At 73.7% G+C, this 16,103-nt stretch carries 16 protein-coding genes and 1 pseudogene; 10 read left to right on the forward strand and 7 right to left on the reverse strand.

Annotated elements, in window-relative coordinates:
- Nucleotides 1-20: 20 nt before the first annotated feature.
- The 10 genes and pseudogenes from AC3ET4_RS01485 to AC3ET4_RS01530 all read left to right on the forward strand — a co-directional run bounded on the left by AC3ET4_RS01485 (nucleotide 21) and on the right by AC3ET4_RS01530 (nucleotide 8,809).
- Nucleotides 21-779: an SDR family NAD(P)-dependent oxidoreductase gene (locus AC3ET4_RS01485; RefSeq protein ID WP_431944960.1), complete on the forward strand. Its 759-nt coding sequence runs from the start codon at nucleotides 21-23 to the stop codon at nucleotides 777-779.
- 49 nt (nucleotides 780-828) lie between these two features.
- Nucleotides 829-1,590, forward strand: a complete 762-nt coding sequence (locus AC3ET4_RS01490; protein ID WP_431944962.1) for a FadR/GntR family transcriptional regulator — start codon at nucleotides 829-831, stop codon at nucleotides 1,588-1,590.
- Nucleotides 1,587-2,732: a galactonate dehydratase gene (gene dgoD, locus AC3ET4_RS01495; RefSeq protein WP_431944964.1), complete on the forward strand. Its 1,146-nt coding sequence runs from the start codon at nucleotides 1,587-1,589 to the stop codon at nucleotides 2,730-2,732. The genes AC3ET4_RS01490 and dgoD overlap by 4 nt, the downstream gene beginning before the upstream one ends.
- Nucleotides 2,726-3,523, forward strand: coding sequence for a hypothetical protein (locus AC3ET4_RS01500; RefSeq protein ID WP_431944966.1), 798 nt, complete (start codon nucleotides 2,726-2,728; stop codon nucleotides 3,521-3,523). Before dgoD ends, AC3ET4_RS01500 begins: the two co-directional genes overlap by 7 nt.
- Before the next feature lie 27 nt (nucleotides 3,524-3,550).
- Nucleotides 3,551-4,186: a bifunctional 4-hydroxy-2-oxoglutarate aldolase/2-dehydro-3-deoxy-phosphogluconate aldolase gene (locus AC3ET4_RS01505; protein ID WP_431944968.1), complete on the forward strand. Its 636-nt coding sequence runs from the start codon at nucleotides 3,551-3,553 to the stop codon at nucleotides 4,184-4,186.
- The gene (locus AC3ET4_RS01510) at nucleotides 4,183-5,073 is read left to right on the forward strand and encodes an SMP-30/gluconolactonase/LRE family protein (RefSeq protein WP_431944970.1); all 891 of its coding nucleotides are present in this window, start codon (nucleotides 4,183-4,185) and stop codon (nucleotides 5,071-5,073) included. The genes AC3ET4_RS01505 and AC3ET4_RS01510 overlap by 4 nt, the downstream gene beginning before the upstream one ends.
- A 9-nt stretch (nucleotides 5,074-5,082) precedes the next feature.
- On the forward strand, nucleotides 5,083-6,060 hold the full coding sequence (locus AC3ET4_RS01515; protein ID WP_431944972.1) for a sugar kinase: 978 nt from the start codon (nucleotides 5,083-5,085) through the stop codon (nucleotides 6,058-6,060).
- A gap of 81 nt (nucleotides 6,061-6,141) precedes the next feature.
- The gene (locus AC3ET4_RS01520; RefSeq protein WP_431944974.1) at nucleotides 6,142-7,368 is read left to right on the forward strand and encodes a cytochrome P450 family protein; all 1,227 of its coding nucleotides are present in this window, start codon (nucleotides 6,142-6,144) and stop codon (nucleotides 7,366-7,368) included.
- Nucleotides 7,369-7,543: 175 nt separating this feature from the next.
- The gene (locus AC3ET4_RS01525; protein WP_431944976.1) at nucleotides 7,544-7,933 is read left to right on the forward strand and encodes a hypothetical protein; all 390 of its coding nucleotides are present in this window, start codon (nucleotides 7,544-7,546) and stop codon (nucleotides 7,931-7,933) included.
- 137 nt (nucleotides 7,934-8,070) lie between these two features.
- Nucleotides 8,071-8,809 (forward strand): annotated as a pseudogene (locus AC3ET4_RS01530) (SAM-dependent methyltransferase).
- Between the two features lie 28 nt (nucleotides 8,810-8,837).
- Here the strand turns inward: AC3ET4_RS01530 and AC3ET4_RS01535 are convergent.
- From AC3ET4_RS01535 to AC3ET4_RS01565, 7 genes are all read right to left on the reverse strand, one after another.
- A complete protein-coding gene (locus AC3ET4_RS01535) occupies nucleotides 8,838-9,506 on the reverse strand; it encodes a hypothetical protein (RefSeq protein WP_431944977.1) in 669 nt (222 codons plus the stop codon).
- A gap of 206 nt (nucleotides 9,507-9,712) precedes the next feature.
- Complete coding sequence (locus tag AC3ET4_RS01540) at nucleotides 9,713-10,756, reverse strand: Gfo/Idh/MocA family protein (protein WP_431944979.1); 1,044 nt, start codon at nucleotides 10,754-10,756, stop codon at nucleotides 9,713-9,715.
- Nucleotides 10,757-10,957: 201 nt separating this feature from the next.
- The gene (locus tag AC3ET4_RS01545) at nucleotides 10,958-11,977 is read right to left on the reverse strand and encodes a Gfo/Idh/MocA family protein (protein WP_431944981.1); all 1,020 of its coding nucleotides are present in this window, start codon (nucleotides 11,975-11,977) and stop codon (nucleotides 10,958-10,960) included.
- Between the two features lie 31 nt (nucleotides 11,978-12,008).
- On the reverse strand, nucleotides 12,009-12,920 hold the full coding sequence (locus tag AC3ET4_RS01550; RefSeq protein ID WP_431944983.1) for a sugar phosphate isomerase/epimerase family protein: 912 nt from the start codon (nucleotides 12,918-12,920) through the stop codon (nucleotides 12,009-12,011).
- 191 nt (nucleotides 12,921-13,111) lie between these two features.
- Nucleotides 13,112-14,005: an ATP-binding cassette domain-containing protein gene (locus tag AC3ET4_RS01555; protein WP_431944985.1), complete on the reverse strand. Its 894-nt coding sequence runs from the start codon at nucleotides 14,003-14,005 to the stop codon at nucleotides 13,112-13,114.
- Between the two features lie 5 nt (nucleotides 14,006-14,010).
- Nucleotides 14,011-15,090, reverse strand: coding sequence for an ABC transporter permease (locus AC3ET4_RS01560; RefSeq protein WP_431945083.1), 1,080 nt, complete (start codon nucleotides 15,088-15,090; stop codon nucleotides 14,011-14,013).
- The gene (locus tag AC3ET4_RS01565; protein WP_431945085.1) at nucleotides 15,090-16,094 is read right to left on the reverse strand and encodes a sugar ABC transporter substrate-binding protein; all 1,005 of its coding nucleotides are present in this window, start codon (nucleotides 16,092-16,094) and stop codon (nucleotides 15,090-15,092) included. The genes AC3ET4_RS01560 and AC3ET4_RS01565 overlap by 1 nt, the downstream gene beginning before the upstream one ends.
- Between the last annotated feature and the right edge of the window lie 9 nt (nucleotides 16,095-16,103).

The raw sequence follows: 16,103 nt of genomic DNA on the forward strand, positions 1-16,103 counted from the left end.
AACAGGAGAAGAACCACCCCATGAACCCAGCGGCCCGCTTCACCAACCGCGTCGCCGTCGTCACCGGCGCCGCGTCGGGCATCGGCGCGGCGACTGCGGCCCGCCTCGCCGAGGAGGGCGCGGCCGTCGTCCTCGTTGACGTCGCCGCCGACCGGGGCGAGGAGACCGCCGAACGGCTGCGGGAGGCCGGGGCCAGGGCCCGGTTCGTCGCCGCCGACGTCGCGGACGAGGCCGACTGGCAGCGGGTGGTCACCGCGGCCCAGGACTTCGGGCCGGTGGGCGTGCTCGTCAGCAACGCGTACACGGTGGCCGTGGCGCCCGCCCACGAGACCAGCCTCGCGTCCTGGGAACGGCAGCTGTCGGTCAACCTCACCGGCGCCTTCCTGGGGGTGAAGGCGACGCTGCCCGACCTGCGCGAGCAGCAGGGGGCCGTGGTGCTCGTCTCCTCGGTCCACGCGCACCGGGGTGTCCCCGGCCACCCGGCGTACGCGGCCAGCAAGGGCGCCCTGCTGTCGCTGTGCGGTCAACTCGCCGTCGAGTACGGTCCGGACGTCCGCGTGAACGCGGTGCTGCCCGGGCCGATCCTGACCGCCGCCTGGGACCGGGTCCCGCAGGCCGACCGTGAGTCGAGCGTCGCCGAGACGGCGGCCCGCCGTTTCGGCGCCCCTGAGGAAGTCGCCGCCGCCGTCGCCTTCCTCGCCGCCGACGAAGCCTCCTACATCACAGGATCGAGCCTGCTCGTGGACGGCGGCTGGAGCGTCACCAAGGCCTCGGCCTGACGGAAACGCACGCCCCGGCCACCGACGGAACAGCAAGAAAGGCAAACACATGACGCCATACGCGCGCCGCGGAGTGCACGGCCAGACCGTGGAGACACTCGCCCGCCGGGTGCTCAGCGGCGAGATCCCCGAGGGAGCGACGCTCGACATGGCGGCCCTGCAGAGCGAGCTGGACGTCAGCCTGACGGCTCTGCGGGAATCACTGAAGGTGCTCGCCGCCAAGGGCATGGTCGACGCCCGGCAGAAGCGCGGCACCTTCGTCCGGCCCCGCTCGGACTGGAACCTGCTCGACGCCGACGTGCTGCGCTGGCAGTTCTCCGAGAGCAGCGACACCGGCGCCGATCCGGCGCTGCTGCGCAACCTCGGCGAGGTCCGCGGCATCGTCGAGCCGGCCGCCGCGCGGCTGGCCGCAGCCCGCCGCACCGACGCCGACATGCAGGCGCTGGAGGAGGCACTGACAGCGATGGGCGAGAAGATCGGCGCCAGCCACGCCGTCGAGGCCGACCTCGCCTTCCACCGGGCGCTGCTCGCGGCCACCCACAACGAACTGCTGGAGCGCATGGAGGTGGTCATCGAGTCGGGCCTGGCCCAGCGCGACCAGCTGGTGCACAGCGCCCCGCACAGCGAGGACCCGGTGCCGAGCCACCGCGCGGTCCTCGACGCCGTGCGCGACCGGGACCCGGACGCCGCGGAACACGCCATGCGCGCCCTGCTCGACCAGGCGACGCGCGACCTCGACAAGGTCAACGGCCCGCAGGCGCCCGAGGGCGCGGACGGCTCCACCGAACAGAAGGACGGCCAGGCACAGTGAAGATCGCGCGCGTCGAGACCTTCCTCGTCCCGCCCCGCTGGCTGTTCTGCCGCATCGAGACCGACGACGGCGTCGTCGGCTGGGGCGAGCCGGTGGTGGAGGGCCGGGCCGAGGTGGTGCGGACCGCCGTGGAGGTGCTCGCCGAACACCTCGTCGGCCAGGACCCCCTGCGCATCCAGGACCACTGGCAGGTGCTCAGCAAGGGCGGATTCTACCGGGGCGGTCCCGTGCTCTCCAGCGCCGTGGCCGGCATCGACCAGGCCCTGTGGGACATCGCGGGCAAGGTCCTCGGAGCACCCGTGCACACCCTGCTCGGCGGCCCCGTCCGCGACTCGGTCCGGGTGTACGCCTGGGTCGGCGGCGACGAGCCGGACCGGCTTAAGGAGGAGATCACCGCCCAGGTGGAGGCGGGCTTCACGGCCGTCAAGATGAACGCCGCGGGGCGCACCCCGGCGCTCGGCAGCCCCGCGGAGACGGCCGCCGTCGTCGAACGCGTCACGGTCGCCCGCGAGGCCCTCGGCCCTCACCGGGACGTCGCCGTCGACTTCCACGGGCGCTTCACCGCGGCCAACGCGCGGCGTGTGCTGCACGAGATAGCCGCGCTGCACCCGCTGTTCGTCGAGGAACCCGTCCTGCCCGACCAGGCGCACCTGCTGGCGGGCCTGGTCGCGGCCTCGCCCGTGCCGCTCGCCACCGGGGAACGGCTCTACGGGCGGGCCGAATTCCTCCCCGCGCTCACGGCGGGCATCGCCGTGGCCCAGCCCGACCTGTCGCACGCAGGCGGGATCTCCGAGGTCACCCGGATCGCCTCACTCGCCGAGACCTTCGGCGCGCACCTGGCGCCGCACTGCCCGCTCGGACCGATCGCGCTCGCCGCGAGCCTGCAGGTGGCCTTCGCCACGCCGAACTTCCTGATCCAGGAGCAGAGTCGGGGCATCCACTACAACAAGGACGCCGACCTGCTGTCCTACGTGGTCGACACCGAGCCGTTCCGCTTCGTCGACGGCCAGGCGCACCGCACCGCGCAGCCCGGACTCGGCGTCGAGGTCGACGAGGACGCGGTCCGTGCCGCGGACCGCTCCGGCCATGCCTGGCGCAACCCGGTGTGGCGCCACGCCGACGGCTCCTTCGCCGAATGGTGACCGGCGAGCGGCTCCCCGTCCGCGTGGTCACCGACCCGGATCACGGCGGCCGCTGGACGTCGCTGACCGCGGGCGGACGCGAATGGCTGTGGCACCGCGACGAGCCCCGGCGCGCCCTCGTCCGGCCCGGTGACCCCTTCGCCGACGCCGGCGGCCTGGAGGAGTGCGTCCCCACCGTGCGCGGGCTGCCCGACCACGGCGACGCCTGGTCGCGGACCTGGCGCGGGGAGGCGGACGCGGAGGTCGTGGACTGCCCCGACTTCCGGCTGGTCCGGCGCCTGAGCACGCACGGCGGGGCTGCCGTCGCCGACTACACGCTCACCGCCGAGCCCGGCTACCGCTTCGTGTGGGCCGGCCACGCCCTGCTGGACCTCTCCCCCGACGCGTGGATCGCCATCGACGCGGGCGCGGAGACCCGGCTGTACCCCGACGAGGGCGCGACCTGGGTCACCGGCGCCTGGCCGCGCGTCGAGGGCGTCCCCCTCGACCGGCTCGGCCCGGACGACCAGACGGCCGTCGGGGCGATCGTCCTGACCCCGCGGGTGACCGTGCACGACGGTCCCGACGCGCTGCACCTGGCCGTCGAGGCCGGCGGCCGGCCCGTCGCGGTCGCGCTCTGGCGCAACCTCGGCGGCTTCCCCCACGACGCGCCCTACCGGTCGATCGGCGTCGAGCCGATGCTCGGCCGCGTCTTCGACCGCACCGGGGCCGGCGACGGCGACACGGTCGTCGTCCCGCCCTCCGGCGAGGTCGCCTGGCGGCTCACGATCACCGCGACCCGCCGCCCCTGAACCACCCATCACCAGAAGGGATGTCGGATGGATCTGCTCGCCGCGCTGCGCGCCCGCCGACTGCTCGCCATCGTCCGCGGCAGCGACCCGGACGCCGCACTGGCCACCGTGCTCGCCCTCGCCGAGGAGGGGATCACCCTCGTCGAGGTGTCCCTCAGCGGACGTGACGCGCTCGACGTCATCGCCAAGGCGCGCGCCGCGCTCGGCCCGGACGCGCCCCTGGGGGCCGGCACCGTGCTCAGCGCCGACGACGCACGGGCCGCCCACGAGGCCGGCGCCGCCTTCCTCGTCACCCCCGCGGTCAGCGACGGCATCGCCGCCGGGCGGGAACTCGGGCTCCCCGTGCTGGCGGGAGTGATGACGCCCACCGACATCCTCCAGGCGCTGCGGCTCGGCGCCGACGCCCTCAAGCTCTTCCCCGCGGGCAGCGCCGGCGGCCCCGGCTACCTTCGGGACCTGCGCGGTCCCTTCCCCGACCTGCCCTTCGTGCCGGTCGGAGGCGTGGACGCGCAGGCCGCGGAGGTCTACCTGCGGGGTGGCGCCGTCGCCGTCGGCGTCGGGTCGCCCCTGATCGGCGACGCCGCGGACGGCGGCAGTGTCGCCGCCCTGCGCGACCGGGCCCGCGCCTTCCTGGACGTCGTCCGGGCGGAGGACCGCGCATGACCGCCACCGTGCCCCCGGCGGTCCTGGGAACCGACCGCCTCGAACTCGGCGAGGGCATCCGCTGGACGGACGGCCGCGCGGTGCTCACCGACATCCTCAGCGGTCGGCTGCTGGCAGCCGCGGACGGCCCCGCCGAGTCGCACCGGCTCATCGCGCACCTGCCGTGCCCCCTGGGTGCGGTGGCGCCGGTCGAGGGGCGCCCCGGCCACTGGGTCGCGGCCGCGGGCACCGGCATCTGCCGCATAGGCCCCGCGGGCAGGACCGAGTGGATCGCCCGCCCCGAGGACGGCGCCGCGGTGCCGACGCGGATGAACGACGGGGTCGCCGACCCGCACGGCCGCTTCTGGGCGGGCAGCATGGCCTACGACACCACCGAGGACGCCGGCTCGCTCTACCGGCTGGACCGCGACGGCCGCGTCACCCGTGTGCTGACCGGCATCACGATCCCCAACGGCCCGGCCTTCACCGCCGACGGCACCGTCATGTACCTCGCGGACAGCGCGCGGGGCGTCATCCGGCGCTACCCGATCGACCCCGCGAGCGGCGACCCCGGCGCCCCCGAGACCTTCGCCACCGTCACCGACGGCAGCCCCGACGGCATGACCACCGACAGCGAGGGCGGCCTGTGGACCGCCGTCTGGGGCACCGGACGCGTCCACCGCTACCTGCCGGACGGCAGCCTCGACCGGATCGTCGAGCTGCCCGCCGGACAGCCGGCCGGACTCTGCCTCGGCGGCGCCGACGGGCGCACCCTCCTCGTCACCAGCGCGCACATCGGCCTGGCCGCCCCCGGACCGCTCGACGGCGCCGTCTTCGCCGTCCGGGTCGACGTGCCCGGAGCGCCGGCCGCCCCGTACCGCCCGGCGGACCCCGCCGACACCCCCTAGGAAGCCACGATGAGCACCCCCCGGCCGCTGCGCCACGGACCCGTGGTCTGCGTCGGCGAGACCATGGCCGCCCTCGCGCCCACCCCGCTCGGGCCGCTGGACGACGCGGATCTGCTGCGCGTCGACATCGCGGGCGCCGAGTCCAACGTCGCGCTGTTCCTCGCCGACCACGGCATCCCCGCCCGCTGGGTCTCCGCGGTCGGCGACGACCCCTTCGGCCGGCGCGTCCGCGCGCGGATCGCCGCGGGCGGCGTCGACGTCACCGGGGTGCGCACCGACCCCGCGCGGCCCACCGGGCTCCTGCTGAAGGACCCCGGTGAGGACGGCACCCGCGTCCACTACCACCGCGCGGGGTCCGCGGCCTCCGCCCTCACCGCGGACGTGCTCGACGACCCGGCCCTGACCGGGGCCGCGCTCGTCCACCTCAGCGGCATCACGCCCGCCCTGTCGCCCGGCTGCCACGCCCTCGTCGAACAAGCGCTGCGCCCCGACCGCCCCTGGCCCGTCAGCTTCGACGTCAACCACCGCCCCGCGCTGTGGACCGGCCGCTCCGCCGCCGACGTCCTGCGACCGCTCGCCGACCGCGCCGACATCGTCCTCGTGGGCCTCGACGAGGCCCAGGCACTGTGGGGCGAGCGGATCACCGACGCCCGCTCGGTCCGTGAGCTGCTGCCCGGCCCCGGCGTCCTGGTCGTCAAGGACGGCTCCCGGGCCGCGACGGCCTTCACCGGGAACGACGCCCACAGCGTGCCCGCGCTCACCGTCCGCGTGGTCGAACCGGTCGGCGCCGGGGACGCCTTCGCCGCGGGCTTCCTCAGCGGCCTGCTGCGCTCCCTTCCCGTGGAGCGCGCCCTGCGGCTGGGCCACCTGACCGCCGCCTCGGCACTGCGCGTGGCCGCCGACCACGGGCCGCTCCCCGAGCCCGCCGTCCTCGCCTCGCTGCTCGAGGCGGACGACGAGACCTGGCGTGCCGCCACGATCGGCTGAACCGCTGCGGGCGAGACCTCCCGGGGCATCTCGTCCCGCAGGGGGATGTGCCGGGACGGGCCCCCGGCTACCGTGCGGGCCATGGAAACGGTCGATCTCACGGAATACGGCAAGGAGTTCACCGCCGATCCCTATCCCGTCTACGCCAGACTCCGCGAGCAGGGGCCCGTGCACCATGTGCGCACCGCCGACACAGGGGAGCTGTGGCTGATCGTCGGCCACGAGCAGGCGCGGGCCGTGCTCGCCGACAACCGGTTCGCCAAGGACGCCCGAGCGCTCGGCCTGGTCACCTATGACGAGGAACTCCTCGGCCGCCACATGCTCGTCACCGACCCCCCGGAGCACACCCGTCTGCGCAGGCTGGTGGCCCGGGAGTTCACCGGCCGCCGGGTCGAGGAGCTGGCACCGCGCGTGGAGGCGATCACCGCGGGCCTGCTCGACGCGATGCTGGCCCGCCCGGACGGCGCGGCCGACCTCGTCGAGGCCCTCGCCTACCCGCTGCCCATCACGGTCATCTGCGAGTTGCTCGGTGTGCCCTACCTGGATCGGGCCGCCTTCCGCGCCTGGTCGAACGAGGTCGTCGCACCGACCGGCGCCGACGCCGAGCGCAAGGCTTTCGAGGAACTCGCCGTCTACCTCCACGAGCTGATCGAGGACAAGCGCCGCGCGCCCGGCGACGACCTGATGAGCGCCCTCATCCGCACCACGACCGAGGACGGCGACCGGCTCTCGCGCACCGAACTGAGCGGGATGGCCTTCCTGCTGCTGATCGCCGGACACGAGACCACGGTCAACCTGATCTCGGGCGGCGTCCGGGCACTGCTCTCCCACCCGGAGCAACTGGCGCTCCTGCGAGCCGACATGAGCCTCATCGACGGCGCCGTGGAGGAGATGCTCCGCTACGACGGCCCGGTCGAGACCGCCACCTTCCGCTTCACGACGGAGCCGGTCGAGATCGCGGGCACCGTCATCCCGGCCCACGCCCCCGTCCTCGTCGCCCTGGCCTCCGCGTCGCGCGACCCGGGCCGCTTCAGCGAGCCGGACCGCTTCGACATCCGCCGGGACACCCGCGGCCACCTGGCCTTCGGGCACGGCCTGCACTACTGCCTCGGCGCGCCGCTGGCCCGGCTCGAAGGCCGCATCGCCGTCCGCGCTCTGCTGGAGCGCTGCCCCGACCTCGCTCTCGACGCCGATCCGGCGGGGCTGGACTGGCTCCCCGGAATGCTGATCCGCGGTGTGCGCCGGCTCCCCGTACGCTTCACACCCGCCGGGCGCGGCGCGCCGGGAGTCTCATCCTCCGTTCCGTGAGGTCGGTGATCGCAGGCGATCAGTGACCTCAGGCGATCAGTGACCGCAGGTGACGGCCGGTCCGGTGGCGTCGTCGAGCCGGGGCGCGGCGATCAGCGCGAGGACGCGCCTCCCGGCCTGGGGCCGGAGCGTGAGACGGTCGTGCGGGTACGGCCGCAACCACCGGGAGGAACCCGTGTCATACCCTCGACCGCTCACCCCCGAGCAGGAACTCGCCGACGCGAAGAAGCGGCTGGGCCTGCCGGGGATCGTCGTGATCTGCGGCTCCACCCGCTTCATGAGCGACATGGCCGAGGCCGATCTGCGGGAGACGGCAGCCGGAAGGATCGTCGTCAAGCCGGGCTGCGACATGAAGTCGCCGCACGCGCTCTGGTCCGATCCCGTCGAGGCCGAGGCGCTGAAGGCGCGGCTCGACGATCTGCACCGGGCGAAGATCCGGCTCGCCGACGACGTGCTCGTCGTCGGCGACTACATCGGGGACAGCACCCGGGCCGAGATCGCCTACGCCCGGTCGTTGGGCAAGCCCGTGCGGTTCACGCATCCGGACGTCGACCCCGACGCCTGACCGCCGCCCCCGCACCCTCCGCGGTCGGCCCCTGTGCATCGACCACCTCGTGGGGACCGGCCGGCACCGGCGCGGGCCCCGCATGCGCGACCTCTAACCGGATGCGGTGCCGGCCCCCGCCCTGACAGGCTTCTCGGATGGAACGACGCCGTGTCTCCCGCATCGCGCACACCCACCACCCCATCGCCGCCCCGCTCGACGACGCTGCGGTGCGCCGCCTCCTCGACCGGGCGCTCCGCCGCGGCGACGAGCGCGTCCTCGACCTCGGGTGCGGAGAGGGCGCCTGGCTCCTGCGGGCCCTCGCCGGTCGGCCTGGTGTCACCGCGGAGGGCGTCGACCTGGACGCCGACGCCCTGGCGAAGGCGGCTCGCGAGGCCGCCGCGCTCGGCGTCGGCGACCGGCTGACGCTCCATGAGCGGGACGCGGCGGACTTCGCCTCCCCGCAGCCGTTCGACGTCGTCCTCAGCGTCGGCGCCGCGCACGCCTTCGGCGGCCTCATGCCGACGCTCGCCGCGGCCCGCGCGCACCTCGCCCCCGGCGGCATGCTCCTCGTGGGCGACGGATTCTGGGAGCGCGAACCGGCCCCCGACCTCGTGCAGGAGATGGGGGAGTACGCGGACCTGCCGAGCACCCTGGACAAGGATCGCCGAGGCCGGCTGGACGCCCGTCCTCGCCCACGTCAGCTCCCTGCGCGAGTGGGACGACTACGAGTGGTCCTGGACGGGCTCCCTCGCCGAATGGGCCCTGGACCACCCCGGCGACCCCGACAGCGCGGCCGCCCTCGAGGCAGCCGCCGTCCACCGCGCCGAGTGGCTGCGCGGCTACCGCGGCGTGCTCGGCTTCGTCACGCTGCTGCTGCGCCGCACGTCGTCCTGACGGCATCCGCTCGGACCGACGGCACCACTCAGACGGCCCGCGGCCGCGGCGGCCGGGAACGGAAGCTCGCGACCACGACGTGGAGGCTGACGATCAGCGCCCACAGGGGGAAGACGAGCTCGGCCAGCGGCACGCCCGGCACCACGAACAGCAAGGCGACGCCCACGAGGTACCCCAGCAGCACCAGCCAGCGCGGGAACGAGCCGAGCCGGAGCGAGATGGTGGAGGCCGACAGCACGAACACCGCGGCCATCCGCATCGAGAACGTCGTCAGCAGGCTGTAGGTGAGGTGCTGTCCGAAGTACGACAGCTCGGCCCGCGGCGCACCGGGCGCGGCCATCTGCGTGGTGGCCAGCAGGCTGCCGGCCGCGGCGGCGGCGCCGAAGAGCGTCGCGACGAACACCAGGCCGCTGCCCAGGAACACCGTCGAGAGGAACTTGTCCTCTCCCTCGCCCATGTGCGCGCGCACCGCGCCCATGAACCAGAGGAAGAAGACGCCCGCGAAGGGGATCAGGGCCAGCGCCGTCCGCACCCCGCCGCGCGCGGAGTGGCTGAGGGGCGATGCGGTCAGCGCGCCCTCACCGCTGGGGATGGAGACCCGTACCAGGACGATGGCGGCGCCGATCAGCACCGCGAAGGCGATCCCCACCAGTCCCGCCGCGCGGGGGGTGCGCAGCGCCTGGATCCTCGTCGCCATCCGGCCTCCCGGCAGGGAACCCACGGGCTTCGGCCGGTGGGGCAGAACGCATCCAGGAAGCACCCCCGGAGGCGATCACGCCACCCGGAGCGGACCGCCGGGGTGACATGCCGGCGACGTCCCGTGCGGTCACCCCGCAGACAGCCCCGGACGCCGCCGCGGACACGGTCACGGACACCGTGCCCGACACCGTCCCGGACGCGGCCCTATGACCGTCCCGCGCGCCCCCGGAGGCGCTCCGCGACCTCGGCCGGTTCGGCGATCGCGACCGGGCGCCGCTCCCGGCGCGAGACCTCGCACGCCTCCGCCACGAGCAGCGCGGCGAGCGCCTCCCGCCCGTCGCAGGGATTGCCCGATCGGCCCGTCACCACCCGCAGGAAGGCGTCGATCTCCGCCCGGTAGGCGTCCCCGAAACGGTCCACGAAGCCGGTCCACGGATCCGGCACGCCCGGCGCCGCGCCCGGTTCCACGGAGGTGACCGGCGTCCGGGGGCCGACGCCGACCGCGATCTGGTCCAGTGTCCCGGCGAGTTCCATGCGGATGTCGTACCCGGCCCCGTTGTAGCGCGTGGAGGTGGCGGTCGCGAGGGTGCCGTCGTCGAGGGTGAGGAGGGCCGCCGCGGTGTCCACGTCGCCCGCCGCGCGGAAGAAGTCCGCGCCGCCCGCGGTGCCCGTGGCGTACACCTCGACGACCTCGCGTCCGGTCACCCACCGCACCGCGTCGAAGTCGTGGATCAGGCAGTCCCGATAGATCCCGCCGGACAGCGGCACGAACTCCGGCGGCGGGGGCGCCATGTCGGAGGTCAGCGCCCGCACGGTGTGCAGCCGTCCCAGTCGGCCGGCCCGGACTGCTTCCCGGGCGGCCCGGTAGCCGGGGTCGAAGCGGCGCTGGAAGCCCATCTGCAGGACGGTGCCGGCCTCCTCCACCTCGCGCAGTGCGGTGACCGTCGACTCCAGGTCGAGGGCGACCGGTTTCTCGCAGTACACCGGGAGCCCGGCCCGCACCGCGCGGGAGATCAGCTCCGCGTGCGAGGAGGTCGCGGAGGCGATGACCACCGCGTCCGCGCCTTCGGCGAACGCCGCCTCGACCGAGGACGCCGCCCGCACACCGGGGCCCAGTCGTGCGGCGGCCCCGGCGGCCCGCCGGGCGTCGGCGTCGGCGAGGACGAGTTCCGAGACCTCGGGGTGGTCATGGAGGGTGGCCGCGTGGAAGGAGCCGAGGCGCCCCACGCCGAACAGGACGACGCGCATGGTGGTGCGGGTCCTTTCTGACGGTCTCGCAGGTCTCGCAGGTCTCGCAGGTCTCGCGGTCCACGGGTCCCGCTCGTCTCATCGATCGCGCACTCGCGGGTCCACGGGTCCACGGGTCCGCGGGAGGCGCGGGAGGCGCGGGCGGGGGCCAGGGAGTGACCTCCCACCCCGCGCCGGATCCAGGAGGTCGAGGAAGGCGCCTCAGCGGTAGAACGCGGGGCGGTCGGCCAGTTCGACCTCGACGCGCCCGCCCGTGCTCTGCGAGCGGACACCGGCCTCGCAGACCGCGGCGGCGGCGTAGCCGTCCCAGACGCTGGGGCCGGTGACCTCACCGCGCCGGGTGGCGTCGACCCACGCCTGGACCTCGCGGTCGTAGGCGTCGGCGAAGCGCTCCACGAAGTCCTGGGCGATCCTGCCGCCCCAGCGGCCCGCGGTGTTGACCAGCAGGTCGTGCGCGTCGCCGATGCGGGCGCTGCCGCGTTCGCAGACCGCCTCGGCCTGCACCTGGTAGCCGAAGCCGCAGTTGAGGTAGACCTCGACGTCGACGACCGCCCCGCCGTCGGTCTCGAAGACCACGAACTGCGGGTCGTCCAGGCCCTGCGGCGCGTGGGAGGACGGGCGCGGGCGCAGCACGGTGACGGCGGTGATCTCCTGCCCCAGCAGCCAGCGGGTCACGTCCATCTCGTGGACGAGCGAGTCGTTGACGAGGTTGGCGTTGGTGAAGCCGGGCGGGATGCTCGCGTTGCGGTGCCGGTTGTGCAGCATCAGCGGGCGGCCCAGTTCACCGCTGTCGAGCAGGGCCTTGAGCTTCGTGTACTCCGCGTCGTAGCGCCGCATGAAGCCGACCTGCACCCGCCGGTGCCCCAGCCTCTGCTCGGCCTCCATCACCCGCAGCGCCGAGGCGGCATCCGGTGTGAGCGGCTTCTCGCACAGCACCGGCAGGTCGTGCGCGAAGGCCGTGAGCAGCGCCGCCTCGTGGGCGGGGCCGGGCGAGGCGATGAGGACGGCCTCCACATCGGCAGCGGCCATCGCCGCCGCGGGGTCGGTGTAGGCGGTGCAGCCCTCGATGCCGTCGGCGACCGCCTTCACGCGCTCGGCGTCGACGTCGACGACGGCGGTCACCCGGGCGCCGCTCACGACGTCGTTGATGCGGCGTACGTGGTCGGCGCCCATCTTGCCGGTACCGATGACGGCGACCCCGAGCGGTCCGTGCTGCGTCATGATGCGTGTCTTCCCTTTCGTGGGCGGTGCGTCAGGCACCGCAGGAGCGCAGGAACTTCCGGGTGCGCTGCGCGATGGGCAGCGGCCGCTCCGGCTCGCAGGGGTACATGTCCTGCTCGACGATGGCGAACAGGTCGACGCCCAGGCCCTGCGCCGCGGCCAGCACCGGCTCCAGGGCGGGTACCCCGCCCGGGGGCTCGCACATGACCCCGCGCTGCACGGCCGGGCCGAAGGGGATCTGGTTCTTCACGACGTCGGCGAGGATCTCCGGGTCGACCTGCTTCAGGTGCAGATAGCCGATCCGCTCGCCGTAGGTCTCGATGAGCTTGACGCTGTCGCCGCCGCAGTAGGCGTAGTGGCCGGTGTCCAGGCAGAGGCTCACCAGGCCCGGGTCGGTGGCGTCGAGGAAGCGCTCGACGTGCTCCTCGGTGTCGATGTGCGTGTCGGCGTGCGGGTGGACCACGATGTCCAGGCCGTAGGTGTCGCGGACCTGGCGGCCCAGCCGCTCCATGCCGGTGGCGAGGTGTCCCCACTGCTCGGCGGTGAGCTCGCGCGGCTCGATGACCTCGGCGGTCTTGTCGTCGCGCCAGAAGGAGGGGATGACCACCAGATGCCGGGCGTCCATGGCCTGGGCGAGCGCGGCGACCTGGCCGACGTGCTCCCAGGTGGCGTCCCACACCGACGGGCCGCGGTGCAGGGAGGTGAAGACCGTGCCCGCGGAGACCTTCAGCCCCCGGCGCGCGGTCTCCTCGGTGAGCCGGGCGGGGTCGGTCGGCAGGTAGCCGTACGGGCCGAGCTCGATCCACTCGTAGCCGGACTCGCAGACCTCGTCGAGGAAGCGCTGCCAGGGCACCTGCCGCGGGTCGTCGGGGAACCAGACGCCCCACGAGTCGGGCGCGGAGCCGATCCGGATCCGGTCCAGAACGGGGGAGGGGGCAGTCATGAGGAGGGCTCCTCTCACCGGTCGCCGCGGGACCGGTCGTGGTTCGGCAGGGCGCCCCGGCAGGGCGGTGGTACGGATGCCCGCGGAGCTCCGTTGTCCCGCTGGAAGCTTCGCCGTCCGGCCGGGCAGCCGTCAAGAGTTGGTCCTGACATACGGACGTCATGTCAGCTCTGAGGAGGCCGCCGCGGCTGTCACGGGGCGGGGCGGCCCCCGCCCGCTTCCTCGCGTTCGGGCAGCCCCGGTTCGGGCGGTTCCTCCGGGGCCACACCGCCGACCTGGCTCAGTTCGTGCCTGAGCGCGGCCAGTTCGGCGCCGCCGGCCATGTGGTGGGTGAGCTCCTCCAAGGTGACGTCCCCGCGGCCCGCGCTCAGTTCCGGCGTGCCCAGCCGCAGCACGCAGAAGTGGTCGCCCACCAGGAACGCGTGGTGCGGGTTGTGGGTGATGAGGACGACGCCCAGCCCCCTGTCGCGTGCGGCCGCGATGTACTTCAGGACCACCCCCGACTGCTTGACGCCCAGCGCCGCCGTCGGCTCGTCCAGGACGAGCACCCGCGCGCCGAAGTGGACGGCGCGGGCGATGGCCACGGACTGCCGCTGGCCGCCGGAGAGGGTGCCGATGGGCTGTTCCAGGTCGTCCAGGACGATGCCCATCGCCCGCAGTTCCCCGTCCGCGGTCTCTTTCATCCGGGCGATGTCGAGGCGGCGTACGGGCCAGGGGCCGCGGGTCAGTTCGGAGCCGAGGAAGAAGTTGCGCCAGACGGGCATCAGGGGCACGGTCGCCAGATCCTGGTAGACGGCGGCGATGCCGCGGTCCAGGGCCTCCCGCGGGCTGCTGAGTCGTACAGGTGCGCCGTCGATGCGGAACTCGCCCTCGGTGTGCTGGTGCAGCCCGGAGACGATCTTGATCAGGGTGGACTTGCCGGCGCCGTTGTCGCCGAGGACGCAGGTGACCTGCCCCGGCCGGACGGACAGCTCGACCCCGTGCAGGGCGCGGACGTTGCCGTAGCTCTTGCCCACCCCGACCAGGTCGACGAGGGGCGCGGGGGCGGGGGCGGCGCCGCCCGGTGCGGTGCTGGCGGTGGTCATCGGGCTCACCTCCGGGTCGCCGTGCGGCGGACCCACAGATTGACGAGGGTGGCGATCAGGAGCATCACGCCGAGGAAGAACGTGAACCAGTCAGGGTTCCAGTTGGCGTAGACGATGCCCTGCGAGACCATCCCGAAGATGAAGGCGCCGACCACGGCCCCGATCGCGGACCCGTGGCCGCCGGTGAGCAGGCAGCCGCCGATGACCGCCGCGATGATGTACAGGAACTCGTTGCCGACGCCTTCGCCGGACTGCACCGCGCGGAACGAGAACAGCAGGTGCATGCCGGTGAACCAGGCGCCGAAGCCCACGGCCGTGAACAGCGCGATCTTGGTGAAGGCCACCGGTACGCCGACGGCTCGCGCGCTGTCCTTGTCGCCGCCGACCGCGAAGATCCAGTTGCCGAACCTGGTGCGCAGCAGGACCCAGGTGGCGAGCGCGGCGAAGCCGAGCCACCACAGCACCGTCACCTTGAGCCGGACCCCGCCGATGCCGATCTCCGAGGCGAACACCGCGCGCGCCTGGGCGAAGCCGTCCATGTCGCTGATGGAGTCGGTGGCGACGTTGCCGGTGAAGACCTTGGTGACCGCCAGATTGAGTCCCTGCAGCATCAGGAAGGTGGCCAGGGTGATGAGGAAGCTGGGCAGCCCCGTCCTCACCAGCAGGTAGCCGTTGAGCGTCCCGACGCCCAGGGACACCACCAGGGCGACGGCCACGCCGGTCCACACGTTCATGCTCAGCTGGAAGCTGAACATGCTCGCGGTCAGGGCGGACGCGGTGACCGCGACGCCGGCCGAGAGGTCGAACTCGCCGCCGATCATCAGCAGCGCCACGGGCAGCGCCATGATGCCCATGACCGACGCCTGGTAGAGCACGGTCGCCAGCGAGCCCGCCTCGCGGAAGGACGGCGCCACCGCGAAGAAGAAGAGGTAGACCGCGACGGCGGCGATCAGCGCGCCGGTCTCCGGGCGGGCCAGTGCCCGGCGCAGCAGCGGGCGTGCGGCGGCGCGGCCGTCCGCCGAGGGGGCCGGGGCCGCGGGCGGTGGCGGGGACTGCGCTGGGGCGGCGGTCCGCGGCACAGGGATCACCGGGTGCCCTTCGCGGCGAACGCGGCGACGGACGCGACGTTGTCCTTGTCGACGAAGGCCGGGCCGGTCAGCACCGGCGCCACACCGCCGCCGCTGACGTTGCCGTTGGTCCTGTAGAGCCACAGGGAGTCGACGGCCAGATAGCCCTGCAGATAGGGCTGCTGGTCGACGGCGAACTGCACCCCGCCGTCCTGGACGGCCTTGACCAGGTCCTTGTTGAGGTCGAATGTGCCGACCTTCGCCTTGCTGCCGGCGTCCGCCACCGACTGCACGGCGGTCAGGGCGAAGGGCGCGCCCAGGGTGACGACATAGTCGATGCCGTCGTCCTGCTTCAGCTTGGCCGTGATCGTGGACTTCACCGACGGCATGTCCGTGCCGTTGACGTAGAGGTTCTCGGTCTTCCCCTTGAACGTCTTCTTCACGCCGGCGCAGCGGGCCTCCAGGGCGACATGGCCCTGTTCGTGGATCACGCACAGGTTGTGCCGGGCGCCCAGGTCGTTGAGCTTCTCGCCCAGCGCCTCACCGGCGACGCTCTCGTCCTGGCCGAAGTACTGCAGCAGCCCCTGCTCCTTCCAGTCGTCCAGGCCCGCGTTGAACCCGACCACCGGGATGCCCGCGGCCTCGGCCTTGGCGACGACGTCCTTCATGGCGTCGGGCTTGGCAAGGGTGACGGCTATGCCGTCGACCTTCTGGTCGATCGCGTTCTGGATCAGGTTGGCCTGGGTCGCGGCGTTGGGGTCGTTGGAGTAGACCAGCTCCACGTTGTCCTTGGCGGCGGCGGCCTGCGCGCCCTTGCGGATCAGGTCCCAGAAGGTGTCGCCGGGGGCGGCGTGGGTGACCATCGCGATCTTGATCCGGGGGGTTCCGGCCTTTCCCGCGGCGGGGGCGTCCGCCGACTCCTCGGACTTCTTCCCGCCTGAGCTGCTGGAACAGCCGGCTGTGAGGAGGAGCGCCGCGGTGGAGAGGGCGGCGACGGCAAGGGTCCGACGGTTTATGCGAATGCGTTCCAC

It is taken from the genome of Actinacidiphila sp. bgisy167 (genome assembly GCF_057707665.1).

Bases quoted from the DNA above. Each gene is read 5' to 3' on its own strand.
- AC3ET4_RS01535 (WP_431944977.1), bottom strand. From the start codon at position 9,506: ATGGCGACGAGGATCCAGGCGCTGCGCACCCCCCGCGCGGCGGGACTG.
- AC3ET4_RS01500 (WP_431944966.1), top strand. From the start codon at position 2,726: ATGGTGACCGGCGAGCGGCTCCCCGTCCGCGTGGTCACCGACCCGGAT.
- AC3ET4_RS01545 (WP_431944981.1), bottom strand. From the start codon at position 11,977: ATGACGCAGCACGGACCGCTCGGGGTCGCCGTCATCGGTACCGGCAAG.
- AC3ET4_RS01510 (WP_431944970.1), top strand. From the start codon at position 4,183: ATGACCGCCACCGTGCCCCCGGCGGTCCTGGGAACCGACCGCCTCGAA.
- AC3ET4_RS01515 (WP_431944972.1), top strand. From the start codon at position 5,083: ATGAGCACCCCCCGGCCGCTGCGCCACGGACCCGTGGTCTGCGTCGGC.
- AC3ET4_RS01550 (WP_431944983.1), bottom strand. From the start codon at position 12,920: ATGACTGCCCCCTCCCCCGTTCTGGACCGGATCCGGATCGGCTCCGCG.
- AC3ET4_RS01540 (WP_431944979.1), bottom strand. From the start codon at position 10,756: ATGCGCGTCGTCCTGTTCGGCGTGGGGCGCCTCGGCTCCTTCCACGCG.
- AC3ET4_RS01555 (WP_431944985.1), bottom strand. From the start codon at position 14,005: ATGACCACCGCCAGCACCGCACCGGGCGGCGCCGCCCCCGCCCCCGCG.
- AC3ET4_RS01505 (WP_431944968.1), top strand. From the start codon at position 3,551: ATGGATCTGCTCGCCGCGCTGCGCGCCCGCCGACTGCTCGCCATCGTC.
- AC3ET4_RS01490 (WP_431944962.1), top strand. From the start codon at position 829: ATGACGCCATACGCGCGCCGCGGAGTGCACGGCCAGACCGTGGAGACA.
- AC3ET4_RS01485 (WP_431944960.1), top strand. From the start codon at position 21: ATGAACCCAGCGGCCCGCTTCACCAACCGCGTCGCCGTCGTCACCGGC.
- AC3ET4_RS01520 (WP_431944974.1), top strand. From the start codon at position 6,142: ATGGAAACGGTCGATCTCACGGAATACGGCAAGGAGTTCACCGCCGAT.